The organism is Kordiimonas pumila (assembly GCF_015240255.1).
Taxonomy (GTDB): domain Bacteria; phylum Pseudomonadota; class Alphaproteobacteria; order Sphingomonadales; family Kordiimonadaceae; genus Kordiimonas; species Kordiimonas pumila.
Map to the genome: position 1 here is coordinate 1,456,257 of NZ_CP061205.1, position 24,990 is coordinate 1,481,246.

The 24,990-nt window shown below is 48.1% G+C and carries 22 protein-coding genes and 1 tRNA gene; 13 read left to right on the forward strand and 10 right to left on the reverse strand.

All coding sequences use genetic code 11. The features are described from left to right. The first annotated feature begins 3 nt into the window (after positions 1–3). The 3 genes from ICL80_RS06240 (at position 4) to proC (ending at position 2,018) form a co-directional block, all read left to right on the forward strand. Entirely contained in the window at positions 4–252 is a 249-nt protein-coding gene (locus ICL80_RS06240; protein WP_194215233.1) for an accessory factor UbiK family protein, read from the forward strand. A gap of 303 nt (positions 253–555) precedes the next feature. Beyond that, positions 556–1,068, forward strand: a complete 513-nt coding sequence (locus ICL80_RS06245) for a type III secretion system chaperone family protein (RefSeq protein WP_194215234.1) — start codon at positions 556–558, stop codon at positions 1,066–1,068. Between the two features lie 119 nt (positions 1,069–1,187). Beyond that, a complete protein-coding gene (gene proC / locus ICL80_RS06250; protein ID WP_194215235.1) occupies positions 1,188–2,018 on the forward strand; it encodes a pyrroline-5-carboxylate reductase in 831 nt (276 codons plus the stop codon). Between the two features lie 562 nt (positions 2,019–2,580). Here proC and ICL80_RS06255 read toward each other — a convergent pair. Continuing rightward, complete coding sequence (locus tag ICL80_RS06255; protein WP_194215236.1) at positions 2,581–3,474, reverse strand: LysR family transcriptional regulator; 894 nt, start codon at positions 3,472–3,474, stop codon at positions 2,581–2,583. 159 nt (positions 3,475–3,633) lie between these two features. Between ICL80_RS06255 and ICL80_RS06260 the strand changes: the two genes are divergently transcribed. Continuing rightward, positions 3,634–3,942: a hypothetical protein gene (locus ICL80_RS06260; protein ID WP_194215237.1), complete on the forward strand. Its 309-nt coding sequence runs from the start codon at positions 3,634–3,636 to the stop codon at positions 3,940–3,942. Between the two features lie 48 nt (positions 3,943–3,990). On the opposite strand, the gene trxB is transcribed toward ICL80_RS06260, so the two are convergent. Next, positions 3,991–4,941 carry a thioredoxin-disulfide reductase gene (trxB, locus tag ICL80_RS06265; RefSeq protein WP_194215238.1) on the reverse strand — a complete coding sequence of 317 codons (951 nt, stop codon included), beginning with the start codon at positions 4,939–4,941 and terminating at the stop codon, positions 3,991–3,993. 705 nt (positions 4,942–5,646) lie between these two features. Then, on the reverse strand, positions 5,647–6,252 hold the full coding sequence (locus ICL80_RS06270) for a peroxiredoxin (protein ID WP_194215239.1): 606 nt from the start codon (positions 6,250–6,252) through the stop codon (positions 5,647–5,649). A 375-nt stretch (positions 6,253–6,627) separates the two neighbouring features. Between ICL80_RS06270 and ICL80_RS06275 the strand changes: the two genes are divergently transcribed. Both ICL80_RS06275 and ICL80_RS06280 read left to right on the forward strand, forming a co-directional pair. Beyond that, positions 6,628–7,737: an AraC family transcriptional regulator gene (locus ICL80_RS06275; RefSeq protein ID WP_194215240.1), complete on the forward strand. Its 1,110-nt coding sequence runs from the start codon at positions 6,628–6,630 to the stop codon at positions 7,735–7,737. Between the two features lie 154 nt (positions 7,738–7,891). Continuing rightward, on the forward strand, positions 7,892–8,332 hold the full coding sequence (locus tag ICL80_RS06280) for a DUF2147 domain-containing protein (RefSeq protein WP_194215241.1): 441 nt from the start codon (positions 7,892–7,894) through the stop codon (positions 8,330–8,332). A 75-nt stretch (positions 8,333–8,407) separates the two neighbouring features. Here ICL80_RS06280 and ICL80_RS06285 read toward each other — a convergent pair whose 3' ends face one another. Next, positions 8,408–9,304, reverse strand: coding sequence for a TraB/GumN family protein (locus ICL80_RS06285; RefSeq protein ID WP_194215242.1), 897 nt, complete (start codon positions 9,302–9,304; stop codon positions 8,408–8,410). Positions 9,305–9,374: 70 nt separating this feature from the next. Continuing rightward, complete coding sequence (locus ICL80_RS06290) at positions 9,375–11,054, reverse strand: hypothetical protein (RefSeq protein ID WP_194215243.1); 1,680 nt, start codon at positions 11,052–11,054, stop codon at positions 9,375–9,377. A gap of 261 nt (positions 11,055–11,315) precedes the next feature. Here ICL80_RS06290 and ICL80_RS06295 point away from each other — a divergent pair, with 261 nt between their 5' ends. Next, complete coding sequence (locus ICL80_RS06295; protein ID WP_194215244.1) at positions 11,316–11,795, forward strand: Lrp/AsnC family transcriptional regulator; 480 nt, start codon at positions 11,316–11,318, stop codon at positions 11,793–11,795. Positions 11,796–11,864: 69 nt separating this feature from the next. On the opposite strand, the gene greA is transcribed toward ICL80_RS06295, so the two are convergent. From greA to carA, 3 genes are all read right to left on the reverse strand, one after another. After that, entirely contained in the window at positions 11,865–12,338 is a 474-nt protein-coding gene (gene greA, locus ICL80_RS06300; protein WP_194215245.1) for a transcription elongation factor GreA, read from the reverse strand. Between the two features lie 367 nt (positions 12,339–12,705). Then, a complete protein-coding gene (gene carB, locus ICL80_RS06305; RefSeq protein WP_194215246.1) occupies positions 12,706–15,954 on the reverse strand; it encodes a carbamoyl-phosphate synthase large subunit in 3,249 nt (1,082 codons plus the stop codon). Between the two features lie 9 nt (positions 15,955–15,963). Continuing rightward, entirely contained in the window at positions 15,964–17,139 is a 1,176-nt protein-coding gene (gene carA / locus ICL80_RS06310) for a glutamine-hydrolyzing carbamoyl-phosphate synthase small subunit (RefSeq protein ID WP_194215247.1), read from the reverse strand. A 286-nt stretch (positions 17,140–17,425) separates the two neighbouring features. Between carA and ICL80_RS06315 the strand changes: the two genes are divergently transcribed. The 3 genes from ICL80_RS06315 to rpoD all read left to right on the forward strand — a co-directional run bounded on the left by ICL80_RS06315 (position 17,426) and on the right by rpoD (position 21,986). Next, positions 17,426–17,881, forward strand: coding sequence for a GatB/YqeY domain-containing protein (locus ICL80_RS06315; protein WP_194215248.1), 456 nt, complete (start codon positions 17,426–17,428; stop codon positions 17,879–17,881). Positions 17,882–17,982: 101 nt separating this feature from the next. Continuing rightward, on the forward strand, positions 17,983–19,890 hold the full coding sequence (dnaG, locus tag ICL80_RS06320; protein ID WP_194215249.1) for a DNA primase: 1,908 nt from the start codon (positions 17,983–17,985) through the stop codon (positions 19,888–19,890). 44 nt (positions 19,891–19,934) lie between these two features. Next, positions 19,935–21,986 (forward strand): RNA polymerase sigma factor RpoD, encoded by a 2,052-nt coding sequence (rpoD, locus tag ICL80_RS06325; RefSeq protein WP_194215250.1) that lies wholly within the window; start codon positions 19,935–19,937, stop codon positions 21,984–21,986. A gap of 84 nt (positions 21,987–22,070) precedes the next feature. On the opposite strand, the gene ICL80_RS06330 is transcribed toward rpoD, so the two are convergent. Then, the gene (locus ICL80_RS06330) at positions 22,071–22,397 is read right to left on the reverse strand and encodes a hypothetical protein (protein ID WP_194215251.1); all 327 of its coding nucleotides are present in this window, start codon (positions 22,395–22,397) and stop codon (positions 22,071–22,073) included. A gap of 90 nt (positions 22,398–22,487) precedes the next feature. Next, positions 22,488–23,915 (reverse strand): zinc-binding metallopeptidase family protein, encoded by a 1,428-nt coding sequence (locus ICL80_RS06335; RefSeq protein WP_194215252.1) that lies wholly within the window; start codon positions 23,913–23,915, stop codon positions 22,488–22,490. Between the two features lie 139 nt (positions 23,916–24,054). Between ICL80_RS06335 and ICL80_RS06340 the strand changes: the two genes are divergently transcribed. From ICL80_RS06340 to ICL80_RS06350, 3 genes are all read left to right on the forward strand, one after another. After that, the gene (locus ICL80_RS06340) at positions 24,055–24,276 is read left to right on the forward strand and encodes a hypothetical protein (protein ID WP_194215253.1); all 222 of its coding nucleotides are present in this window, start codon (positions 24,055–24,057) and stop codon (positions 24,274–24,276) included. A 62-nt stretch (positions 24,277–24,338) separates the two neighbouring features. Continuing rightward, positions 24,339–24,415: transfer RNA gene (locus ICL80_RS06345), tRNA-Ile, on the forward strand. A 308-nt stretch (positions 24,416–24,723) separates the two neighbouring features. Beyond that, positions 24,724–24,969, forward strand: a complete 246-nt coding sequence (locus ICL80_RS06350) for a hypothetical protein (protein WP_194215254.1) — start codon at positions 24,724–24,726, stop codon at positions 24,967–24,969. Positions 24,970–24,990: the final 21 nt, after the last annotated feature.

Below are 24,990 nucleotides of genomic sequence, written 5' to 3' on the forward strand. Positions count from 1 at the left end.
GACATGCAAACAAGCAACAAGTTTTTTGATGATATGGCAAAACTCGCAACCGGCGCGGTTGGTGCAGCCCATAGTGTTAAAAGCGAAATGGAAGAGGCATTTCGGTCATGGCTTGATCGGCAGCTTGCTGGAATGGACCTCGTTACGCGGGAAGAATTTGAAACAGTTCGGGCGATGGCAGAAAAGGCCCGTATGGAAAATGAAGATTTACGCGCTGAAATAGAGCTCATGAAGAAGAAAAAAGCAAAATAATTTACGCTATTTTCATGAAAATTTCTTCCAATAATCTGCTTCAATTCTTGTTGCTAACAAGCTGAATTTTCTACTTGAATCAGCAAAATAGAATGATGCTTTTAATAAGTTTTCCACAGAAAAAATACAAAAATATAATTAAACCCTTGCAAGCGTCGCTGTGGGCTGGCACCCTATATTTAGTGTTAAGTTAGTTAAAGGGATCCAGATTTCGTGTTTCTGGTTGATCAATACTAAGGCGCTACCGACAACCCATCTTGTCGGATTGGCTTCCGGCAAGAGCATCTCCGAGGGGGATTTGAGATGACCACACTCAGTACCGGCCATTCGGAAATAACCGTCAGTAATCCTGTTGACATGGCAGAAGAGCTTGCAGGCGCTAATGATTGGGCTGTTGAGCGCCATAGCGACCATGAATTAACCATGTTTATTTCGGGCCAATACACCGAAATGCAGTTTCGGGTTTTCTGGCGTGAAGATTTCAAAACGCTGCAATTTGCCTGTTTGTTTGACCTTAGGGTGCCTGAAGGGCGCCAATCTGATATTTATCAGGTCATTGGCCTTATTAACGAGCGTATGTGGATTGGCCATTTTGAATATTGGTCAGAAGAAGAAGTTCTTTTGTTCCGCCATGCAAGCCTTGCTAATGACCCACTTCTTGGGGGAATCGGCGAGGACCATATGGTAACAATGATTGAAACAGCCTTGGGTGAATGCGAGCGTTTTTATCCTGTATTCCAGTTTGTTATGTGGGGCGGTCAAACGCCTGCCGAAGCCATAGAATCAGCAATGCTAGAGTGTGCAGGCTGCGCTTAAAATAATTACTGTGGTCAGGTTTTAGTTTATACAGTCTGCATGATTGGCAGGCTTGATGTACGAGACGGGTGGGGCTATGCTCTGCCCTTCTTTTTTTATAATCAGTTCAGGGTTTTTTCATGCACCATGTATTTTCTGCACAGCATCCACTTGTTCTTGTTGGTTTTGGTAATATGGGACGGGCACTTGCCAGTGGCTGGTTAAAGGCAGGTCTGCCCGCAGAAGCCTTGTATGTGGCAGACCCATTTGCAACAGCTGATTCTTTTCCATCTGTTCCGGCGGCTAATTTTGTTAAAGGGGCAGATGCCCTGCCAAAAGGCATTATGGCACGCGGGGTTATTCTTGCGGTTAAGCCACAGATCATGAACACTATATTGCTTGCTGTTGCAACGATTACGGCACCCACAACGCTGATCATTTCCATTGCTGCGGGTGTAACGCTTAACCAGATGCAAAAGGGTATTGGCAAGCCAGCGGTTTACGTGCGGTCTATGCCCAATACACCAGCGGCTGTTGGTGCTGGCATTACGGGTGTAACGGCTGATGATATTTCACCTGAAAACCAACAGCTTGCGCTTGATATTCTCTCTGCAACAGGGTCGGCTGTATGGATACCATCTGAAACATTGATGAACGCGGTAACGGCGGTATCGGGCAGTGGCCCTGCATATGTCTTTCATTTGGTTGAGGCCATGGCCGCTGCTGGCGTAAAAGAAGGCCTAGATGCGAAGACGGCTATGGCACTTGCGCGGCAGACTGTTATTGGCGCAGGGCGTTTGATGGAAGATGATCAGGCAACAGAAGCGGCTGAACTGCGTAAGCGTGTTACAAGCCCAGGCGGCACGACGGCTGCGGCGCTTGATGTTTTGATGGATGATAGCGCAATGACCCGTTTGCTGGAGCGTGCGATTGCAGCTGCATCAAAGCGCGGCGCCGAACTTGCTGGCTAGAAATATACCAGTATAGATTCTTCATCGATTACAATTTGGGCTGCCCCTTTTGGGGTGGCCCTTTTTATAAAGCGCGCAAAAAAAAACGGCCTGCAAAAGCAAGCCGTATAGGTATCATTCAGGGAGGAAGCTCACTAGGAGCTAAATAAAAGGGCCGGCCCCGGGGGAAGTGGGGGAGGGGGGAGGGTCCCGGAGCCGGCCTTTATGACGGAAAACCGTCAAATCACTGTACATTTACTCAAAACTAAAGCCTTTAACAAATTCGCAGGGAGATACGTTTCCGTTTGGCTTGATGGGTATATAGGATTGAATTCTTGCCTGGAAAACCCTTTTTATAGTCGTATCAGATATGCGTTTTTTGCATGTCTGTGCTATGTGAACTATTTGTGAAACGCATTGCTTGGTTAATGGTATCGCTATGAAAAAAATATCTTTATTTTGCAATAGTTTAGCTATTTGTCCGGGAAGATAAGCAATAAAGAGCCTTTGTAGGCATTCACGGTAAAAGCTGCTAAAATAGTGAAAACGTTAATAAAAATTAATTTTTAGGTGCTGTGAAATACTATAAAATATTACTTTCAGATCGAATCTGGCGGACCATAAAATCTCTGAATAAAGCAACCCTTAAGGAACCTCTCAGTTCGGGAGGATAGCAATAGTAACTATTGAACGGTTGTTCCTCAACATCAGGTAAAACACGGACAAGCTTTTTTCTGTTGTGCACAAGGTAATCTGGTAATACTGCAATACCAAGCCCGGCTTCAACGGCATGAAGCATGCCGTAGAGGTTATTAATTTCAAGTCGGGGTCTGCGCCGTTTTTTACCTGTGCTGAGTTCCACAAGCCAGTTCAAGTTTTGCAGGGTGCTAACCTTGCTGTTCCCGAAGGCAATCAAGTCGTGCTGATCGAGGTCTTCAATACGGATGGGCATACCCTTGCGGTCAAGGTATTCAGGGCTTGCATAGATATGCGTATGAAAGGTTGCCAGTGGTCGCTGTATCAGGTCTGCTTGCTCTGGTTCGTGCAGGCGGATCGCAACATCAGCTTCACCTGCTGCCAGATCAAGATCTTCATCATCCAGAATCAGCTTGATATCAATATCAGGGTATTCTGACATGAAGTGCTCAAGATGAGGCGTGAGCCATACAGCACCAAAGGTTACCATGGTTGTAACCCGTAACAGCCCGGAAGGGCGCTCCTTAGATTCCATCAGGCTGCGTTCGGTTTCTTCGATACGCAGCACAACTTCGCGGGCGGTATTATAAAGCTCCTGTCCTTCCTGAGTGAGAACAAGGCCGCGTGCATGACGGGTGAAAAGGGAAACCTTCATGCTTTCTTCAAGCGCCCTGATCTGCCGGCTAACGGCGGATTGGCTAGAGTTTAGGCGTGCACCGGCATTGGTGAAGCTGCCTGATTCTGCTACTGTGTGAAAAATCCGAAGTCTGTCCCAGTCCATAGACTATCCTTTTGAACGCGAATATTAACTATTTCATTCCTTTACGGATTGATCAAGCTTTAGCAGAAGTATGAGGGATGGTTTTTTTCTGGTAATCTTTTGCGCAGGAAACCATACTTGGTTTTGCTTCGTCATAATATGATCAAAGTGAGTTGCTGAGTGAATAATAAAGCTCTACTTGAAAGCGCGGCCAATTTTTTTAAAACCAGCTATCCTGGGGTGACAGCAGAAGCTGTTGTTTGTTTTTTGGTTTTCATTGATTTGCCATCATTGGTGACTGTTGGCTCGCTTGCGCAGGAAGTGCACATGGCTGAGCTGGATGTTTACAATCATTTAACATTGCTGGCAGCGGGTGGTGCCGGGTTGCTCTCATTGGAAAATACGGGTGGAGACGACACCATTATAAGCCTTACTGACGAAGGCTATGCTGCCAAAGATAATTTAATGGCCAGTGTTGCAACTGCTTAAAGTAAGGCCCCTCAGGTTTGAAGGGCCTTTACTGAGTTATGCCATCGTTTAGGCGTGCTCGAGGCCTGCAATATATTTTTCTGCTTCGAGTGCTGCCATACAGCCCATACCTGCTGCGGTTACAGCCTGCCTGTAAACTTTGTCGGTTACGTCACCTGCTGCAAAAACACCCGGAATATCGGTTTTAGTGCTGTCTGGGTGCTTGATAAGGTAGCCTTCGCTATCCATAGGTAACTGGCCTTTGAACAGTTCGGTTGATGGTGTGTGACCAATAGCAATGAAAACACCGTGTACCGATAGTTCTTCGGTTTCGCCGGTTTGGGTATTTTTAAGACGTACACCGGTTACACCTAAGGGCGCCTCTGTTCCCAAAACTTCATCAAGAACAGAATTCCACTTAACCTCAACATTAGGTAGTTTGAAGAGGCGGTCTTGCAGAATTTTCTCGCTGCGCAATTCATCGCGGCGGTGGACAAGGGTTACTTTACTGCAAATATTGGCCAAATACAGAGCTTCCTCAACAGCGGTGTTGCCACCACCAATAACGATTACTTCCTTGCCGCGGTAAAAAAAGCCATCGCACGTGGCACAGGCTGAAACACCGTACCCGTTAAACTTTTCTTCTGTTGGCAAGCCAAGCCATTTGGCCTGTGCGCCTGTGGAGATAACAATGGTATCGGCTGTGTAAACAGTTCCGCTATCACCTACTGCACGCTTTGGTACGGCTTTCAGGTCTACTTCTGTGATAAGGTCGTAAATAATTTCTGTACCCACATTTTCGGCCTGTTGGCGCATTGCCTCCATCAATTCTGGGCCTTGAATAGCTTCAGCAAAGCCTGGATAGTTTTCCACGTCGGTAGTTATAGTGAGCTGGCCACCTGCCTGCATGCCTGTAACAATAGTAGGTTTTAGATTGGCACGTGCTGCATAAATCGCGGCTGTATAGCCCGCCGGGCCAGAACCAATTATCAGCATACTGGTATGTTTTACATCACTCATAATACTATCCTTATGTATCTCTGGGGCGCCAGTGTTCACCAGCGTGTTGTCTCTTGCTGTTTTACATAATGGTTCTGGTGGAAAATGCCAATCCATAAGCTGCGCAATTACAATGGATTGTTTCGATTATGTTAATCGAGAAAGCCGATACTGCAGGCGTTACCTATATTTTAGGAGCCTCAAGTCAGAAAGGCCTATCGTTTTCAGTTAGATGGAATGGGAATGCTTAACCGCTTCGTTGCAGCGCGGGCACTTTAACATATTGAAGCGTGAGTGAAGGTAGGTAAGCGGTGTCAGAGTGAAAATTTCACCGCAAGATTTACAGCGTCTTTTGGGTTGCACAATGGCGAGTGAGATAATTGGCAAAACCACTAGCAGGCTGACTATGGCTGCAGGCGTAGGGTGGACGAACAAAAGGAGCGTCAGGCATACAATTGCAAACAGTAAAATACTGAGGGATATGTTCTTTAGCAACATAAAGGCTCACGTGTCGTTGAATTAGCTTTTTTAAATATAATGTCAGACATAAATGACCCCAATCGCAATGTCTGTAAATATTATAAATTATTAGAGAATATTATGAAACAGTTTCAGTTAATATTTCCTTAGCAGATTTGTAAAATTTTTGAAAAAATTGATGGGTTAGGCGCAAAAAATAAGGGCCTACAAAATGCAGGCCCTTAAAATAAACATTATTCAGAAGGTTTAGAGCTTGCCAGCATGCTTGCTGAGGTAAGCCGCAACACCGTCTGCATCAGCTTTCATGCCTTCATCGCCCTTGTTCCAGCCAGCAGGGCAAACTTCGCCGTGCTCTTCATGGAACTGAAGTGCTTCAACAAGGCGAACAAACTCGTCAACATTCCGGCCAAGCGGCAGGAAGTTTACATACTGGTGCCAAACGTTACCGTCTTTACCAATAAGGAATGTGCCGCGCAGAGCAACGCCGTCTGCTTCGATCAGAACGTCATAGTCGCGTGAAATCTGTTTTGTGATATCTGCAACCATTGGGAAGTCAACAGGGCCAAGGCCGCCTTCTGCTGTTGGCGTGTTGCGCCATGCAGCGTGCGAGAACTGGCTATCAACAGAAACGGCAACAACTTTCACGCCAAGTTCTTTGAACTTTTTCATGCGGTTGTGGAATGCCAGAATTTCAGAAGGGCACACAAATGTAAAATCGAGCGGATAGAAAAATACCAAGCCGTACCCATCGCCGATATATTCTTTCAGGTTGAAGGATTCGTTGATGCTGCCATCTTCCATTACCGCTGCTGCGGTAAAATCTGGTGCTGGTTTGCCTGCTAGTACAGCCATTAGGGCCTCCTGTTCGTCTTAAAATTAAAGGTTAACTGAATTTCAGTTATGCATACGCTGTTTATATGACAGCAGTACTGCTTAACTAAGTCGGCGTTACTTTATGCTTTTTCAAGGTAAAATCAACGCGGTTTAAAGTGATTACTGTAATCGTTTTTTTCGATTAAATATCAATATAAAAAACAATATTGTCACTTTTAACGTAACATGGCTTTTTATGCAAGTGCCTAATGCCATGCGAAATGTGGGGGGCTAGGTAAAATGGTATATTCATAATTGTAACCGGGGGTATGTAATCTTCTGCTTTGAATGAGGCAGCCTGTGCCTGTATAATATTGCCATGACCGGCTAGCAATTAAAGCGTGGGGAATACAAATGCTGGAGTTACTGGACAATTTGTTCAGATTTGGTGCCATCACATGTTCTGTTTATATAGCTGTACTTATATGGCGCGATGCGGTTCACGGCCTGCCAGCCAGACTTGCTGTATTAGCAGCCCTTACTAATGCCTCTTATATGATGTGCTACTGGCCAGGGCTTAGTGATGCCATTGGCGCATGGATGCTACTGCTGTTGCTGGTTTGTATTATCTCGCCCATTGCCATATGGCTGTTTTGCTTATCTTTATTTGACGATTCTTTTCGGTTAAGCCGCCTGCATTATGTTGTTGGAGGTGCTTTTAAAGCTCTGTGCATAGGTCAGTATATTCAATATTACATCATAACTGGTCAGTTGCCACTGATTTTACCGTCTGGCACCCACCCGGTTCTTCTGGGGGCTGGTCCGTTTGGCTGGCTTACAAGCACCCTAATCGTGCTGATCAAGGTTGTTATTGTGTGTCACTTACTGTTGGTTGCCTGGTCTGGCCGTGATGAAGACCTTGTGGAAAAACGCAGGCAATTCCGAATGGTATTTGTAAGCGCTGTTTCGGTTATTTTTGCAGCGGTCATCATCAATGAAACATGGTTGGTGGGCTATGCCCCTGAAGTGGCACATATTTTTAGGGTTGTGCAGTCAGGCTTTATTCTTGCCATTATGTTTTATCTTCTTATGCATATGACGCGCATTGAAGGCGAATGGGTTTTTGGTAAAGCTGAGCAAGAGGTTAAATTACGGACAGAAAAGCCGAATGAGCAAGACAGGCATGATTTGTTGGCGCTTGAAAAACTTGTAAAAATTGGAGCGCTGCTTGAGCAAGGCATGACAATAAGCAGTCTTGCCTCTGCGGCACTCATGCCGGAGCACCGCTTGCGCCGCCTTATTAATCAGCATTTAGGGTATCGTAATTTTTCTGATTATATTAATCATCACCGCGTAGAAGCTGCCAAATCGCATTTAGCTGATGTGGATAAACGCCATGTGCCTGTGTTGACTGTCGCCATGACGCTTGGGTATGGATCTCTTGGGCCTTTTAATCGCGCTTTTAAAGAGCGTGCAGGCATGACCCCCACTGAGTTTCGCAAAAAAGCGCTTGCTGATTTTTGAAAATATCAGCTGATTTCTTAAAACTATAGCTGATTTAAAAATCAGCAGGACGCGTATCTGTAAACCTTTCATAAGGTACCCATCTTACTGTGATGGCGAAGCTGGCGGAATGTGCAGCATCCATACAACCTTAATGAAGAGCGAGGATACACTCATGAATTTCTATATGAAAAACAGCTTACTAGCTGGGGTATTATGTGCGGGTGCTTTAGTGCCTGTGCAGGCGGAAGATCAAAATATGGTTGCTGGTTACTGGCTTACGGAAGGGCAGCAGGCAATTGTTGAGATCGCACCGTGCGGTACTTCAGCAAAGCGGATATGCGGCACCATTGTGTGGGCAGAAACCGGTGCCGAGCAGGTTTTGGGCGGCGAAATACTGAAAGGTTTTCGGCCTATTGATAAAAAGGCCTCAGATAAATGGGCCCAAGGCAAAGTGGCAATGTCTACAAAAGGTAGGGGGCTGGACGGTAAACTGGACCTTATTGAAGAAGGTTTAAAGGTTAGTATTTGCAAAGGATCAAGCTGTACTTACAGCATTTGGTCGCGCCCGAGCAGCAGTATGACTGCGGCAGCGGGCTTGCGCTCTGGAGGCTAGGCTATAAGGCTGATAGTTTTACACAGGCGGGTCCGGGAATACCTAGCCTGCCTGTGCCTCTATATATACAAAGTGTTATTCACGTGCTGCAATAATACCAAAGTTTTGACGTAGTAATTCCTGAACAGAATCAGGCCCTACAAGGTGGCCAGCACCAACAGCTATCAATACTGTGCCAGACCCTTTTAAAATTTCGTTGATCTGATTGGCCCAGTTTTGGTTTCTGTCCAGCAAAAGCGCTTTTTGCAGTTCAGGGTGAGCTTCCAAAGTTTCTAGTAAAATTGTATCAACCTGAGCCACATTACCTGTGCGCCAGCCTTCAATCAGCTCATCGACCATGTCTGGGTCTTCAATCATGGTTTTCAGGCCATCTTCCAGAAAAAACAATTGTGCAGAAGGGGAGAGGTTGGCAAGTGCCATCACCTGGTCTGCATCTGTTTCCAGATAGGCCATTTTTTTGCCGTCAGTTGCTGCGCGTTTTGATAATACCCGGTCAGCGCCCAGTTCAGGGTCAGCGCCGCTTGCCTGCATTTGTACATTGGCTATCTGCACGGCAGCAAGCCAAGGCTTTAGAGGTTCTAGCTGCTGCGGAAAGTTTTGCGGCAAGCCAAGCATCTGAATAACCTGCGCCAGATATTCCGTGCCTTCTGAAGTCATTTGGGCGCTCAAGGGGGCTGTTGTGTTCAGGCCGTATTTCATAACATAAGGCTTGATTCCCGCTGGGTCAGCCGGGGCTTCGAAATATACTACATCTGCCCGATTATACGCTTTGTTCAGAGCCGGAGAATACCAATCTGTATCGGGTTTTAGAATATGGATTGTGCCAAAAAGCCAGATTTCACTATCCTCATCGGACACTTTCCAAATGGCCGGACCTTCACCTGCTGTAGCAGTTATGCTCAGGAAGGTGAGCACCAGAATAGCAGTAATGCGGCGATATAGTTTGTAGCAGGTAGCCCCGTAAAGTGTCATGCATAGCTCCCATAATTGCATATCCGGTATACATAGAATGGAAGTAAATATCAATTATGGCAACAGGATGTTACTGTTTACTGAGCAACTGCTCTTTCAGCGAGCGGGCACAAGCTGTGGCAATATCACCCTGAAGGCGAACGCCAGGGTTTGTTGATGTTTTTGCAGCATCAGTTAACCGTTTCAAAGCTTCATCCAACACTTCGAGTGTGGCAAGCATTTGTTCAATGCCCGGTGCGGCAGCAACGTTTGTATCGGGTGTGCTTTCTGCTGGTTGTGGTGCGGCGGTTTCTTGTGGCTCTTTTGGTGCATTATTTGTGTGCAAGCCACCAAAAGCATCTTTAATTATATCTGCTACCGCTGTGGCTGTTGTCGCAGATATAAGAGAGGTGGTATCGTCTGTAAGAGATACCGATTCTTCTGGTGTATTAAGCCTTTCTTGCGAGGGTAAAGGCTCTTTGTCGAGGCGCTTGAAATAAGGCTGTTTCTCTATTGGGGCATCGTCTTCATCGTCCCCGTGCAGATCATCTAGGAACATGGCGCTGCCATCATCATCGTTCAGCAAAAAGCTGTCATCGTTGCTGGCGGGCACTACGGGTGTTAAAATGCCCTCATATCCTTCAAATATGCCACCGTGTGCGCTGAAGAGAGGCGTTGCCTCCAGCGTCCAGTGCTGGTGCGGTTTGTCGAGCATGCCAAGGTGAATGGGCGCATCATGGATCGTGCTGCGGCGCTGGAAAGCCCGCGCAACCGGATGCCCCAGCTTTGCGTTCAAACCCAGCAAGTCAAGGACGGATGCCCCAAGTGCAACGCTGGTTTCGCCGAGAAGTTTTTCGCCGTAAGGTGAAAGCTGCATTACAATGCCATCCCGGTCTGTTTGCCATGACCAGCCACCGGGGCCGGGGTCTTTTAGGGGGGAGGTTGCAAAATCTTCGGTTAAAAACTGTTGCAGCGCTGCGTTATTCACCGATGGCTTGGAAACAGTTTTTCGTTCCGGCTCCGTTTCTTTTGGTGCTGGCTGTTTTAATGCCGTGTGCGGAAGCTTTTCATTGTCTTGCGCAGCATTAGGTTTTGTGTCTGCACGCTCTGCAATCAGATCATCGCCGGTTTTTATAATGCGAATACCGTTTGTGGCCGCTTGATGCGGTGTTTCTGCGTGCATCTGATCAAGGCGAGCCGGGTGCAGCGGTGTAACGGTTGCGGTGTCTTGGCGCGGACTATGTTTTGGTGCCGTGCGCAGAATACCTAAATCATCACTCCAGAGTGCAAGGGTAGACTGGTGGTCAAAAGGAGGGGCGCTTGGCGCAGCACGGGCAAGGGCAATCCACACGTTTGCAGACAGGTCTTCTCGTGTTGCCAAAATTTGATGGTGCTCACGCCCTGTCCGGCCAATCAACTCAATGATATCATCTTCATCAAACGGAGCTAATTTAATAAGGTTTGCTACAATACTGGCGCGGTCACGGCACAGTCTTAAGGCAAGATCAGAGGGTGGCAAGAGCATGTTGGCAAGCAGATCTGCTGCCGTGCGTCTGGTTTCGCTATCAACATGCGGGATCATGGCTTCAATAACATCAAGTAACTGGCTGCGGGTATGGTCTGCTTTTGGGGCCTTGCCTGTCAGAAACAGATCAATAAGGTTACGGTACAAGGTTGATCTATCTTCGCCGTCACGCGAACGTGCGTAAGCGACAAGTTCCTTGATTCTGTTGTCAAGTGCGTTCATGTCGAACGCGGATGCCTTGCTCACAACTTGTAACCCATTTCAAGCAGACTCTATGCTCGGCATAAATCTGATTGGCCGTCCCAGCCTATAAAATATTGTTTTTAAGGTGGGCGATTTCTGCTCCCGAATCACCCTTTGCGCGTATTGTACTCAAAAATGCCTCAGAAGCTAGTGATGATTAAGATTGGAAATAAAATTATAAGTATTTGGAACTTTATTTCCCAAAAGCCCTTCTGTAAGATAGATAGTAAGCGTAATTGAAAGTTTAAGCTAAGGAGTTGCCTGATGGGGCGTGTCAAACTTGACCAAGTTGATAGAAAAATTTTGACGTGTCTGCAAGCAGAAGGTCGCATCACGAATGTGGAACTTGCCGAGCGTGTGGGTATTACAGCCCCGCCGTGCTTGCGCCGGGTGCGTGCACTTGAGGAAGAAGGCTATATTCAAGGATATCATGCCCAGCTTAATCAGGAAGTTTTGGGGTATGGTTTGATCGTTTTTGCGATGGTTGGCCTTCATAGTCAGGCCGAAAGCGATTTGCAGGCTTTTGAAAAACAGGTGCTAGGCTGGGAAGAAGTGCGCGAGTGCTTTATGTTAAACGGTGAAATTGATTTTATGTTGAAAATTGTAGCGCATGACCTGTCGTCATTTCAGAAATTTCTAACCGGCAAGCTGACACCAGCCCCGAATGTTGCCAGCGTCAAAACATCGCTCACGATCCGGACATCAAAACACCTACCTGGTGTGCCTATGCCTGAAATAGGCTAGTTTTTAAAATTGAGACACCCATAAAAAAAGCCCGCACTTGCGGGCTTTGGTGTTTCTGTGTGACACGGTCTAAATGAATTCGATCTTAGTGATTTCATAATAACGCTCACCGCCGGGCGTTTTCACTTCGACTTCTTCACCAATTTGGCGGCCAATAAGTGCACGTGCAATGGGGGACTGGTAAGAGATCTTGCCCTGTTTAACATCGCCTTCTTCAACGCCGACAATCTGATACTTTACTTCATGATCGTCTTCATCAAGCAGTGTCAGGGTAGCGCCAAACATAACCCTGTTACCAGAGAGTGTGGTCGGATCAATCACATCAGCGCGAGACAGCTTGCTTTCAAGATCAGCGATACGGGTCTCAATGTGGCCTTGCTGTTCTTTTGCAGCATGATACTCAGCATTTTCCGAAAGGTCGCCGTGTGCGCGCGCTTCTTCAATAGCTGCCACTACTGCAGGGCGCTGTACACTTTTCAGGTTTTTAAGCTCGGCTTCCAGTTTTTTATGACCGTCTGCCAGCATGGGCACTTTGTCGTTCATGTGTCCCGTCCATCGTTTATAGTTATTACGGCAGGTGTTATTTTATGTTCCACCCTATACAAAACAGGAGCGCCGACCCGAAGGGCCGGCGCAACCTAATTACTATTTAGGCATATTATCGTCAAAAATCAAGGCTGTGTGTATGAGACACCTGAAAAATCCCTAATTTTCAATGATTTGTTGCATAAAGTGGTGTGGGGATACGTGCTGATTTAGCAAAAATACGGGGTTCTATCCATGTGTGTTGCCCGAACTATCTACATCTTTACCGGGGTTTTGGGTTTTACCAAGGGCACGACATATTAAAAAGCCCCGCACATATCATTATGCGGGGCTAAAACAGGCAAATTATTAAACCGCTATGTTTTTATGCGTAATCCTGCAGGCGTTTAACAGATAGTTCCTGTGTTTTGAGGGCATGCAGGGCCTCTGTTGTTGCGCTTGAGGCGGCATAGGTTGTGAAATAAGGCACTTTCATCACAAGGGCCGTGCGCCGCAAGGCATAGCTATCCTTGATGGCTTGTTTGCCTTCTGTCGTGTTAAACATCAGCTTGATATCGCCGTTTTTCATGATATCCAGCACATGGGGGCGCTGGCCCTCTACAACTTTAAAGACAGTTTCAACGGTAATGCCGTTCTGTGCCATAAACGATGCTGTGCCGCCTGTTGCCACAACACCGTACCCCATTTCGGTCAGGGCTTTAACAAGCGGCAGGAAGCGTTCCTTGTCGCTATCTTTCACAGATACAAAAACCTTGCCGCTAAGTGGTAGTTTAACACCTGCTGCAAGCTGTGCTTTATAAAAGGCCATGGGGAAGGTGGTATCGATCCCCATAACCTCGCCGGTTGATTTCATTTCAGGGCCAAGAAGCACGTCAACACCAGGGAAACGGGCCCACGGTATCAACACTTCTTTCACTGAAATATGCTTGGTGATCGGGTCTTTGAGGTCAAAAGCTGAAAGCTTTTCACCCGCCATGGCCCGCGCTGCAAAAGCCGCAATTGGGCTACCAATTGCTTTTGCAACAAAGGGTACTGTGCGGCTGGCGCGCGGGTTCACTTCAATCAGGTAGACTTCGCCGTCTTTAACTGCAAACTGCACGTTCATCAGGCCTACAACATGCAGTGCACGGGCTAGTTGGATAGACTGTTTTTTCACTTCTTCGATAATGTCTGCAGGCAAGCTATAGGGTGGCAGGCTACAAGCGCTGTCCCCAGAGTGGACGCCTGCTTCTTCGATATGCTCCATAATGCCAGCTATGTGGATTGTTTCGCCGTCAGAAAGGGCATCAACATCCAGCTCTGTTGCGTCATTCAGGAAGCCATCAATCAGCACAGGGCTTTTGCCTGATACATGCACAGCTTCATTAATGTAACGGTCGAGGCCTTGACGGTCGTGAACAATTTCCATAGCTCGCCCACCAAGCACATAGCTAGGGCGGATAAGAACTGGATATCCGACGTCGTCTGCGACCTTTACCGCTTCGTCGTGGCTGCGGGCAATGCCGTTACGGGGTTGCTTTAGGCCCAGTTTTTGCACCAGTTCCTGAAAACGTTCGCGGTCTTCAGCAAGGTCAATCGCATCGGGGCTGGTGCCCAAAATTGGAATGCCAGCATCTTCAAGCGATTGACTCAGCTTTAGGGGCGTTTGGCCGCCAAACTGAACGATCACGCCTTTTACGGTGCCGTTTTCCTGTTCCTTGCGGATAATCTCAACCACATCTTCCGATGTCAGCGGCTCAAAATATAGTCGGTCTGATGTATCATAGTCGGTCGATACCGTTTCAGGGTTACAGTTTACCATGATGGTCTCATAACCCGCTTCAGACAGGGAGAAACAGGCATGACAGCAGCAATAGTCAAACTCAATACCCTGTCCAATGCGGTTTGGGCCGCCACCCAAAATAACAATCTTTTCGCGGTTTGTAGGGGCAGATTCGCATTCTGGCGCTTCACCGTCCGCAAATGTTTCGTAAGTGGAATACATATAGGGTGTTTTGGCGTCAAATTCTGCGGCGCAGGTATCTATGCGCTTGTAGCTTGGGCGTACACCAGCATCTAGCCGGGCTTTCAGAACATCAGCCTCTGGCATGTTGGTTAATTCTGCAAGGCGGGCATCAGAGAAGCCAAGCATTTTGATTTTGCGTAACGCGCGCGCGTCTGTTGGCAGGCCGTCTTTAATAATGTGTTTTTCCGCAGTAACAAGGGCTTCAAGCTGCTTCAGGAACCAAGGGTCAAAGTGGCTTACCCTGTTAATATCCTCAAGGCTAACGCCTTCGCGAATTGCCTGAGTGATACGCAGAATACGCTCTGGTTTTGCTGTGCCAAGGTCGTTCAGGATAATGCTTTTGTCAGGGTTTTGCCGGTCATAGCCGTCAAACACCACCTCATTCAAGCCCGTTAGGCCAGTTTCCATTGACCGCATGGCCTTTTGCAGGCTTTCCGCAAAATTGCGGCCAACGGCCATTACTTCACCAACAGATTTCATAGCGGTGGAAAGAACAGGGGTGGTATCCGCAAATTTTTCAAAAGTGAAACGCGGTATTTTGGTAACCACATAATCAATTGTGGGTTCAAAAGCGGCGGGGGTAACGCCTGTTATGTCGTTTGAAAGCTCATCTAGTGTGTATCCAACAGCCAGTTTTGCTGCCACTTTGGCAATTGGAAAGCCTGTTGCCTTCGATGCCAGTGCGCTTGAGCGGCTAACACGAGGGTTCATTTCAATAACAATTAGGCGACCATCCTTTGGGTTGACAGCAAACTGTACGTTTGACCCGCCTGTTTCCACGCCAATTTCCCGCAGAACCGCGATCGAGGCGTTTCGCATGATCTGGTATTCTTTGTCGGTCAGTGTAAGGGCTGGGGCAACCGTGATACTGTCGCCTGTGTGCACGCCCATTGGGTCGACGTTCTCGATAGAACATACAATGATACAGTTGTCCGCCTTGTCGCGCACAACTTCCATCTCGTATTCTTTCCAGCCTAAAATGCTTTCTTCAATCAGCACTTCATTGGTGGGCGAGGCATCTAGCCCGCTGGTAACAAATTCAACAAACTCGTCTTTATTATAAGCAACGCCGCCGCCGGTACCGCCCATTGTAAAGCTGGGGCGAATAATGACCGGCAGGCCAACCCATTCCAGCACTTCATATGCTTCTGCAAGGTTGTGGGCGGTTTTGCCGCGGCATACCTCTAGGCCAATTTTTGTCATAGCCTGATTAAAGCGTGTGCGATTTTCAGCTTTGTCGATCGCGTCTGCGTCTGCGCCGATCAGTTGCACACCGTACTTTTCAAGTGTGCCATCCTGTGCCAGCGCCAGTGCCGTGTTAAGGCCTGTTTGGCCGCCCATAGTGGGAAGCACTGCATCAGGTCGTTCTTTTTCAATAATTTTGGCAACGACCTCAGGTGTGATTGGCTCTATGTAAGTGGCATCGGCCAGATCTGGGTCGGTCATTATGGTAGCAGGATTGCTGTTTACCAGAATAATCCGGTAGCCTTCTTCCCGAAGTGCTTTACAGGCCTGTGTGCCAGAATAATCAAACTCGCATGCCTGCCCAATAATAATGGGGCCTGCACCGATGATAAGGATACTTTTGATGTCGGTTCTTTTTGGCATTAGGTGTCCTTATGCGGCTTTGCTTTTTACGATCATGTCCATGAACTGCTCAAACAGATAGAAGCTGTCTTGCGGTCCGGGCGAGGCTTCGGGGTGTTGTTGCACGCTGAAGATCGGTTTATCAGTGCATTCAATACCGCATACTGTTTTATCAAACAGTGATATGTGGCTGATTTTTACATTTTTCGGCAGGCTGTCGCCGTCAACACTGAAGCCGTGGTTCATACTGGTGATTTCCACCTTGCCTGAACGCAGGTCCTGCACCGGATGGTTCGCGCCCCGATGGCCCTGTTTCATTTTGTATGTCTTGCCGCCAAACGCGAGTGCCAAGAGCTGATGCCCAAGACAGATACCAAAAATTGGCAGCCCGGTATTTATAAGGTCTTTTAAAACCGGTAGGGCATATTCGCCTGTGGCTGCCGGATCGCCAGGGCCGTTAGACAGAAAAATCCCGTCTGGTTTATGGGCCATAATCTCTTCAAAGCTGGCTGTTGCGGGTACCACAGTTACAGCAGCGCCTGTTTCTGCAAGGCAGCGTAGGATATTATCTTTTGCGCCGTAATCAACGGCAACTACATGGGCCCTTATGTTTGTTAGGCTTCCGTAACCATCTGCTATGGTCCAGCGTGTGCCATCCCATTTTTCTATCTGCGTACGGGAAACATCTTTTGCGAGGTCCATGCCCTTTAGGCCGGGCCATGCTGTTGCCTTAGCGAGCAGGGATGGAATATCAAACACCCCATCTTTGTTGTAGGCGATTACCCCTGTTGGTGCCCCAACGGCCCGAATGTGGCGGGTAAGCTTTCTGGTATCAATACCGGAAATGCCTATCAGATTCATGCTTTCTGCCCAGTCGCACAGGTGGCTTGTTGACCTATAGCTTGAAGGTTCGGTAACGTCTTCGCGCACCACAAGGCCGCGTGCGGCCGGAGTGCGGGTTTCTGTATCTTCAATGTTTGCCCCTACATTCCCGATGTGCGGGAAGGTAAAGGTAATGATCTGTCCGGCATAAGACGGGTCTGTCAGTATTTCCTGATACCCGGTGATGGAGGTGTTGAAGCAAACTTCGCCAACAGTATCCCCCTCGCGGCCAAACCCATAACCCCAGAATAGTGTGCCGTCTGCAAGAACAAGAACAGCCGTAATATCGGGTGAGGGCGGCACAGCCTTGGTGGATTCGGTCATTAGTTGCCTTCCTTTCATACTGGCCTAGTGGGCGATCGAGCCAGTCTATCATACGATGACCCTTGCGCTACAAGGGAATAGCCGCTAAATACACGCGCCCGGTCAGGTGTCGGGCTGCGGCCAAATTGTCGGGAACATAAGCAAAAGGGCCCTTGGGGTCAAGTAAAACTATTTATTAAAAAACACAATAAAAACAATGAGTTACAGAGCACATTCTTCATTGCTTCATGCGGGCAGGTGATATAGTATGGGCGCTTCCGACTCGTTCTAACGGGGTGCAAAAAAAATGTTACGTGAAGAACTTACCCAGTCGATGAAAGACGCAATGCGCGCTAAAGACAAGCGCACTCTTTCCACAGTTCGCCTGATTCTGGCGGCTATTAAGGAAAGAGATATTGAAATGCGTGGCTCTGATACTGCCGAGCTAGACGACGATGCGGTAATTACTGAAATTCTGGCTAAAATGGTAAAGCAGCGGGGCGACAGCATCAAGGCTTACGAAGAAGGTGGGCGCTGCGAGCTGGCTGAACAGGAACGCGATGAGATTGAGATCATCCAGCAATTTTTGCCAAAACAAATGGATGAAACCGAGATCAAAGTTGCCTGCAAGGAAGTGGTGGGTGAACTGGATGCAGAAGGCCTGAAAGATATTGGCCGCTGCATGGCTGCGTTGAAAGGGAAATACCCCGGCCAGATGGACTTTGCCAAAGCCAGCGGCATGATTAAAGGTATGCTGAGCTAAAAATAGCAGTTTGTAATGCGTTAGCGCTGCATAAAAGGGGCTTTCATAGCCCCTGTTCTTTTTCTATTGTGGCAGACAGTCAAACAACAGTGATGTGATCAATGGCGCTTAGTCCGCAGTTTTTGGATGACCTGAAACACCGTTTCACCCTTTCTGATGTGGTAGGGCGGCAGGTGAAGCTTGTGCGCAACGGCCGCGAGCATAGCGGCCTATGCCCATTTCACAGTGAAAAGTCGCCGTCTTTTACCGTGAACGACCAAAAGGGTTTTTACCACTGCTTCGGTTGTGGTGCTCATGGTAGTGTTATTGACTTTGTAATGAATACACAGGGTATGACCTTCCCTGAGGCAATAGAGCAGTTAGCCTCGGAAGTGGGTGTTGATGTTCCAAAGCCTACGCGCGAGCAAATGGAGCGCGACAAGCAGCGCGCCTCCAGTACAGAAGTTATGGATGCGGTTTCAAGCTGGTATCAGGCACAGCTTGTGGGCCAGATAGGTAAAGCGGCACACGACTATATAAAAGGGCGCGGCCTAAGGGACGAAACCATCAAGCGCTTCGGGCTTGGTTATGCCCCTGATGGGCGTACCACCCTGAAAGAAGCCATGCAGGCACGCGGTATTAAAGAAGACCAGCTTGTTGAAACAGGCATGTTGATTAAACCAGAAGATGGCAGTGCCGGTTATGACAGGTTCCGCGATAGGCTTATGTTCCCGATCACTGACCGGCAGGGCCGCATGATAGCCTTTGGTGGGCGAGCACTGTCAAAAGACGTGAAGGCAAAATACCTGAACAGCCCGGAAACGGTTTTGTTTCATAAGGGTGCGACGCTTTATAACTGGGCGAATGCGCGGGCTGCAAGCTATGACACAGGCCAGATACTGGTAGTTGAAGGTTATATGGATGTGATTGCCTTGGCACAGGCCGGGATTGATCATGCGGTTGCCCCCCTTGGTACAGCCCTTACAGAAGAACAGATTAGCCACTTATGGCAAATGGTGGATGAACCTACCCTGTGTTTCGACGGTGACAACGCTGGTATGCGCGCCGCTGAACGCGCGGTAGAGCGGGCCCTGCCAATGTTAAAACCCGGAAAGTCGCTTCGATTTATTTTAATGCCAGAAGGTGATGATCCCGATACACTGGTTCAGCGCGAAGGCAAGGGCGCTATTGATAGCCTGGTTGATAGTGCTGATCCACTGGTTAACATGTTATGGAATATGCTGCTTGCAGGCACCGCTTACGACACGCCAGAACGCCGCGCTGGATTAGAGAAAAAGATATTTGTAAAGCTCGCTGAAATTACCGATGAAAATGTCAGAAAGCTTTATCAAAGCGAATTCAAGGATAGGCTATTCCAGCTTTTTCGCCCTAAAAAGCAAGCAAAAGCACCCTTTGTGCCTTACGCGGCAGGCAAAGGGCAGGCACGAGGGGGGCGCGGGTTTGCCTTTAAACCGCCAGCCACCGGGCTACTTTCCAAAACATCGCTTGGTCGTAGCGCAGGGTCGATCGCCGTAAAAGACAAGATCGAAAAACTTATTATTCTAACGCTTGTGAACCATCCTGAAATTCTGGTGCGGCACGATGAAAGGATAGCCGGTATTCACTTTACAGTGCCAGAGCTTGATTCTATTAGGTCTGCCCTACTTGAAAAAGCAGTAAGTGGTGACCATCTTGAACGGGAAGCGATTGAAATATGGCTCAATCAAAAGGGCCTTTTAGCGCCTGTTAGCAAGATGATGCAGGATAATAGCCTTAGAGATGACTGGTTCGCGTGGCCAGAGGCGGCTCTCTCTGATGCGCTTACGGGTTTTGAACACTTGATGATGCGGTATCAATATATTATGGCAAAGAAAGCCTATGCGCAGGCTGAAGCTGATTTTGCGGCAAATATGACAGAAGAAAATCAGGCCCGGTTTGTTGCAGCGCAGCAGGTTTTCCGGGCTTTAGAGGAAAAAGAAGCGGATAAAGAGGGCTATAGGCTCGAATCAGGGCGGTTTTCTTTCAGCTAATATGCTATTACTCCGATTCGCGAGTATATCTGGAGATTTTTTGTATGGCGAAAGCTACGACTCAGGAAGATGATGACAACACATCGGTAGCACAGGATGATAGTGGCGATAGCCCTATGACTGATGTTGCTGAGGCTGCTGTCAAAAAGATGATAGCGAAGGCAAAAGAGCGCGGTTATATATCGTATGACGAGCTAAACGCTGCCTTGCCAACGGATGAAATCTCTTCCGAACAAATTGAAGACATCATGACGATGCTCTCTGAAATGGGCATTAATGTGATCGACGGCGATGATTCGGACGATGATAGCAATGAGAATGAAGAAGAGACCGCCGAGCCTGAAGAGGAATTTAAGGTTTCTGAAACCAAAAAGGAAGTTGGTGACAGAACAGATGACCCTGTGCGCATGTACTTGCGCGAGATGGGTTCTGTAGAGCTGCTTTCACGCGAGGGCGAGATTGCGATCGCCAAGCGTATTGAGGCTGGCCGCGCCACCATGATCACGGGCCTTTGCATGAGCCCGCTAACTTTCAATGCCATCATTGAATGGGCTGAGCGCCTTGAAAATGAAGATATGTTGCTGCGTGATATTATCGACCTTGAGGCAACGCTTGGTAAACAGCCTTCTGCAAATGAGCTTGAGGACGAAAATGCCGGCGACGTGATGACGGGTGCGGAAGCACAGTCTAACGACGACGATGACGACGACGAGCCAGAGCAGCCTGAAAAAGATGAAGATAGTGAAGACGATGACGGTGAGCGCAATTCTGATGAAGAAGGCGAAGCCCGCCCACGTCGCCGCGATGACGACGAAGACGATGAAGCGGCCATGTCTCTTTCTGCTATGGAAGCGCATCTGACACCTGAAACTATCGAGAAATTTCGCCTTATTACTGCGACACACAAAAAATATGTGAAGCTGGAAGAAGCGCGTATGTCTGCTGCGGTGCAGGGTGAAGAGCTTTCTGGCACGCAAGAACGCCGGTTTCAGAAACTTGGTGATGAACTGATTGAACTGATCAGTTCTGTTAAGTTCAACAATCTTCGGATTGAGGAACTGGTGGACGAGCTTTACGGCCTTAACAAGCGCTTGATGAGCCTTTCTGGACGTTTACTGCGTCTTGCAGAATCGCACAAGGTTTCGCGGCAGTCTTTCCTTGATGAATATCAAGGTAACGAGCTTGAAGATGGCTGGACAGACCGTGTTAGCAATCTGAAAGCTAAAGGTTGGGCTGCTTTTGTTACAGCAGAAGCTGTGGCAATTAATAATATCCGTGATCAGGTTAGTGAAATTGTAAACCGTACTGGCCTGCATGTGAATGAGTTCCGCACCATCGTGCGGACTGTGCAAAAGGGTGAAAAAGAAGCTCGTATTGCTAAAAAAGAAATGGTGGAGGCTAACCTCCGCCTCGTGATTTCGATCGCGAAAAAATATACCAATCGTGGCCTTCAGTTCCTTGATCTTATTCAGGAAGGTAACATTGGCTTGATGAAGGCGGTGGATAAGTTTGAATACCGCCGAGGCTACAAGTTCTCGACTTATGCTACGTGGTGGATCAGGCAGGCAATTACGCGGTCTATCGCTGATCAGGCCCGCACGATCCGTATTCCGGTACATATGATCGAGACGATCAACAAGCTGGTGCGGACTGGCCGCCAAATGCTGCACGAAATTGGCCGTGAGGCAACGCCGGAAGAGCTGGCGGAACGCCTTTCCATGCCGCTTGAAAAAGTGCGCAAAGTGATGAAAATCGCGAAAGAGCCTATCTCCTTGGAGACACCGATTGGTGATGAGGAAGATAGCCACCTTGGTGACTTTATCGAAGATAAAAACGCGATCCTGCCAGTTGATGCAGCTATCCAAAGTAACCTGCGCGAAACCACAACACGGGTTCTTGCAAGCCTGACGCCGCGCGAGGAACGTGTGCTTCGTATGCGCTTTGGTATTGGCATGAACACCGACCATACGTTGGAAGAAGTAGGTCAGCAGTTCTCGGTAACACGGGAACGTATCAGGCAGATTGAAGCAAAAGCACTTCGGAAACTGAAGCACCCAAGCCGGTCGCGCCAGCTTAGAAGCTTTCTTGATACATAAGGGCTTTTTAGCCTCAGAAATAGAAAAGCGGCTGTATAAGCCGCTTTTTTTATGGGTGCTTCATGGTGTGCGTCGCTGTGTTTGTTAAGCTGCTTCTTCCAGCAGGGAAAAAATAGCAGAAGGGTTACCGTTTGCAATCGGCTGTGATTGCCCGCTCAGTGCTTCCTTAAGCTGATTGGCGAGTGCGGCAGCATCCTGTTTGTTCAGGTCTTCCTGCACAAGGCCTTCGAGCTTTTCTTCTTTCTCAAGCGCGGCGCTTGCATTTTTGGAAAGGCTGGTTGTGTCGTCTGCCGTGTGGGCAGGTTTTTTAGCAAGCGCGGATTGGTCTTGCGCTTTGCCTGTGACTGCCTGTTTATCTGTGGCTTTAGGGCTTGTTACATTGCCCGCTGCCGGCGTAATAGGGTTAACCATACTGTAGCACCATATATTTTTTGCGCACACCCGCGCCTTCTAGTCCATATTTCACTGTAGCATTATGCAGCGCACCATGAAAGCCCGTTCTTATGGGCGGTTATATTCAAGAAACGCCTGCACAGCATTTTTAAGCGAGAGAATGTCCATTTTATCGCATACACCGTAAGGCGAATGAATGGAAAGCACGGGCGCCCCAAAGTCAATCGTGTCAATATTCAGCTTAGACAGTTCTGTGCCCAGTGTGCCACCACCGGCTTTACCAACCTTGTAGGTTGTTGTTTGCCACGGAATGTTACGGCTATCGAAGGCTGCTCGTATCCATGCCGTTGTTTCACTGTCAGCATTCAGCCCTCTACCATAAGCCTTTATATTCACGCCGTACCCAAGGCGCGGTGCATTACCTTCTTCCCAAACGCTAGTATCAAGCGGGTTAATGCCAGGGTTCATGTCAATCGACAGCGCAGTAGAGGCGCGCAGCGCCCGTGCCAGCATGGGCTGGCGGTAGGCATCGCCTGTTTCCGCATAGATCAACTCGCCGATAATATCCTGTAGGTAACTCGAAGAGGCCCCTGTAACATTCACATTGCCGCCTTCTTCATTATCTGCAAACAGGATGATGGCCGTTTGTTCTGGGGTTGCCATGCTAAACAGGGCAGCAAGGCTTGTGTAGGCACCAAGCCGGTCGTCGTGGCCGTCTGCTGCAATCAAATGCCGATTAAGGCCCATGTCACGGGGCGGCATGGCCGGTACCAGCGCCAGCTCCGATGAAACAAGGTCAGCTTGCTCAACGCCATATGTATTTTTTAGGTATGCAAGCACGGAGGCCAAAACATCAAGCTTACCGTCAGGCCCGTGGTTTATAATGGCGTCGAGGTCTTCATAGCTAATAACCGTTTCGGCAGAGCGTTTCATTTGGTCTTTTGCAACATGGGGTGATAGGTCAGTGATCATGAAAATTGGGTCATCCGGCTGCAACCCGACAGACACATTTACTATTGTACCATCTTTTTTATCAATACGCCCGACAAGCGCAAGCGGTACATTTGTCCATTGATATGCCTTTATGCGACCATGATAATTGGTTTGCACAAGTGCAAATTCATTAGTGGCATAAAGAGGGCGCAGTTTCAGGTCTAGCCGCGGGCTGTCTATATGGCTTGCAACAATACGTACACCCTTTGAAACCGGCTTTTTCCCGCCTAAAATTAGCAGTAGGCCCCGGTCACGGTTGTTATGATAATATTTATCGCCTGGCTTTATTGAGGTACCTGTCTGCCATGGCTTGAACCCGCGCTTTTCTGCAAGAGCAATGGTTTTTTGAACTGTTGTCAGCTCTGTGCGGGCTGTGAATAAAAAGTCTTTGTAAGAATCGCCAATATCAAACGCCTGTTCTTTTTGGCTTTTACTGGCTGTTTTCCAGCTGTTTTCACAGATTCCTTGCGGGCAGGCTTTGGCGCTACCTGTTAGCTGAAGATGAAGAAACAAAAGGGTCGCAATAACAGTGAAAAAACGCATGGTGGGCTCTCTTGTGTTCTTATTTGTCATTTGTAATATCAGTCGTAATAGTATGGGCTAGGTAGTTCTATAAGGCATTGCAAATATTTGTGATTACACCCATATTTATGATTATTGCAAATAGGGAGGAAACCATTCAATGGATGTTTTTACAATGGTGGTGGTAGTGGTGGCCATTGGGTCACTTTTAATTGTTATTCAGCACTGGCTTAAGTTGAAGGAAAAAGCACTGGATGCCAGCAAGCAAGAAGATGGTGTTCTTGCAGGGCGTGTCGATGTGCTAGAAAAGCGTATCAGAGTGTTGGAGCGGATAGCTACAGACAAAAGCAGCCACCTTCAGGAAGAAATTGACGCCCTTTAAGCAAAAACTGCATTTTTTGCTATTCTTCACAAAAAACCTTTGCTAGGTAGTGCGCGTGGTACGGGCCTGTAGCTCAGTTGGTTAGAGCAGACCGCTCATAACGGTCTGGCCGGGGGTTCGAGTCCCTCCGGGCCCACCACACCGCACTTCATGGTATCAAACACCCCAAAAAGCTTTAGTGGCTGGGCGATTGCGGCGGTTCGTATACCTGTTTCACGGTCATAGGCAAGACGCTGCGGAAACGCCAATCTTAGTAACATTCTTTTATGCTCCAATAGCTCGGATGTCCAGAGTTTCCAAGGGTTCGCGAGAAATTTACAAGCGGTTCGAAAAGTTTCGTCAAAGGTAGCCAGCGGCGAGGCCGTAGTGTCTACTTTTTCGCGCATAAGGGCTTTTTCGGTTTCCAGCTTTTCAATGCGGGCTTCATAGGCCGGAATCAGCTTGGGATTGTCTGCGCTGACAATCCGGTCCATGAGCTTATCAATCGCTTGCTCGGCTTTTACCAGTTCAGCTTTCAGGGATGCTTGGCGCGTTTTAACGGCAGCGGAGCGCTTGCCCCATTCATCACTGAGCATCATGTGGAACAGTTTGAACAGCCTTGGCGCTGGTTTGAGGGTGCGGATCATATCCTCAAACTCGCTCTCAATTTTATCACCGCGTATGGACTTGCGGTATTCGCTGCATGCTTTCTGATGACAAAAATAATAGGCGTAA

Bases quoted from the DNA above. Each gene is read 5' to 3' on its own strand.
- ICL80_RS06240 (WP_194215233.1), top strand. From the start codon at position 4: ATGCAAACAAGCAACAAGTTTTTTGATGATATGGCAAAACTCGCAACC.
- ICL80_RS06245 (WP_194215234.1), top strand. From the start codon at position 556: ATGACCACACTCAGTACCGGCCATTCGGAAATAACCGTCAGTAATCCT.
- proC (WP_194215235.1), top strand. From the start codon at position 1,188: ATGCACCATGTATTTTCTGCACAGCATCCACTTGTTCTTGTTGGTTTT.
- ICL80_RS06255 (WP_194215236.1), bottom strand. From the start codon at position 3,474: ATGGACTGGGACAGACTTCGGATTTTTCACACAGTAGCAGAATCAGGC.
- trxB (WP_194215238.1), bottom strand. From the start codon at position 4,941: ATGAGTGATGTAAAACATACCAGTATGCTGATAATTGGTTCTGGCCCG.
- ICL80_RS06270 (WP_194215239.1), bottom strand. From the start codon at position 6,252: ATGGCTGTACTAGCAGGCAAACCAGCACCAGATTTTACCGCAGCAGCG.
- ICL80_RS06275 (WP_194215240.1), top strand. From the start codon at position 6,628: ATGCTGGAGTTACTGGACAATTTGTTCAGATTTGGTGCCATCACATGT.
- ICL80_RS06280 (WP_194215241.1), top strand. From the start codon at position 7,892: ATGAATTTCTATATGAAAAACAGCTTACTAGCTGGGGTATTATGTGCG.
- ICL80_RS06285 (WP_194215242.1), bottom strand. From the start codon at position 9,304: ATGACACTTTACGGGGCTACCTGCTACAAACTATATCGCCGCATTACT.
- ICL80_RS06295 (WP_194215244.1), top strand. From the start codon at position 11,316: ATGGGGCGTGTCAAACTTGACCAAGTTGATAGAAAAATTTTGACGTGT.
- greA (WP_194215245.1), bottom strand. From the start codon at position 12,338: ATGAACGACAAAGTGCCCATGCTGGCAGACGGTCATAAAAAACTGGAA.
- carB (WP_194215246.1), bottom strand. From the start codon at position 15,954: ATGCCAAAAAGAACCGACATCAAAAGTATCCTTATCATCGGTGCAGGC.
- carA (WP_194215247.1), bottom strand. From the start codon at position 17,139: ATGACCGAATCCACCAAGGCTGTGCCGCCCTCACCCGATATTACGGCT.
- ICL80_RS06315 (WP_194215248.1), top strand. From the start codon at position 17,426: ATGTTACGTGAAGAACTTACCCAGTCGATGAAAGACGCAATGCGCGCT.
- dnaG (WP_194215249.1), top strand. From the start codon at position 17,983: ATGGCGCTTAGTCCGCAGTTTTTGGATGACCTGAAACACCGTTTCACC.
- rpoD (WP_194215250.1), top strand. From the start codon at position 19,935: ATGGCGAAAGCTACGACTCAGGAAGATGATGACAACACATCGGTAGCA.
- ICL80_RS06330 (WP_194215251.1), bottom strand. From the start codon at position 22,397: ATGGTTAACCCTATTACGCCGGCAGCGGGCAATGTAACAAGCCCTAAA.
- ICL80_RS06335 (WP_194215252.1), bottom strand. From the start codon at position 23,915: ATGCGTTTTTTCACTGTTATTGCGACCCTTTTGTTTCTTCATCTTCAG.
- ICL80_RS06340 (WP_194215253.1), top strand. From the start codon at position 24,055: ATGGATGTTTTTACAATGGTGGTGGTAGTGGTGGCCATTGGGTCACTT.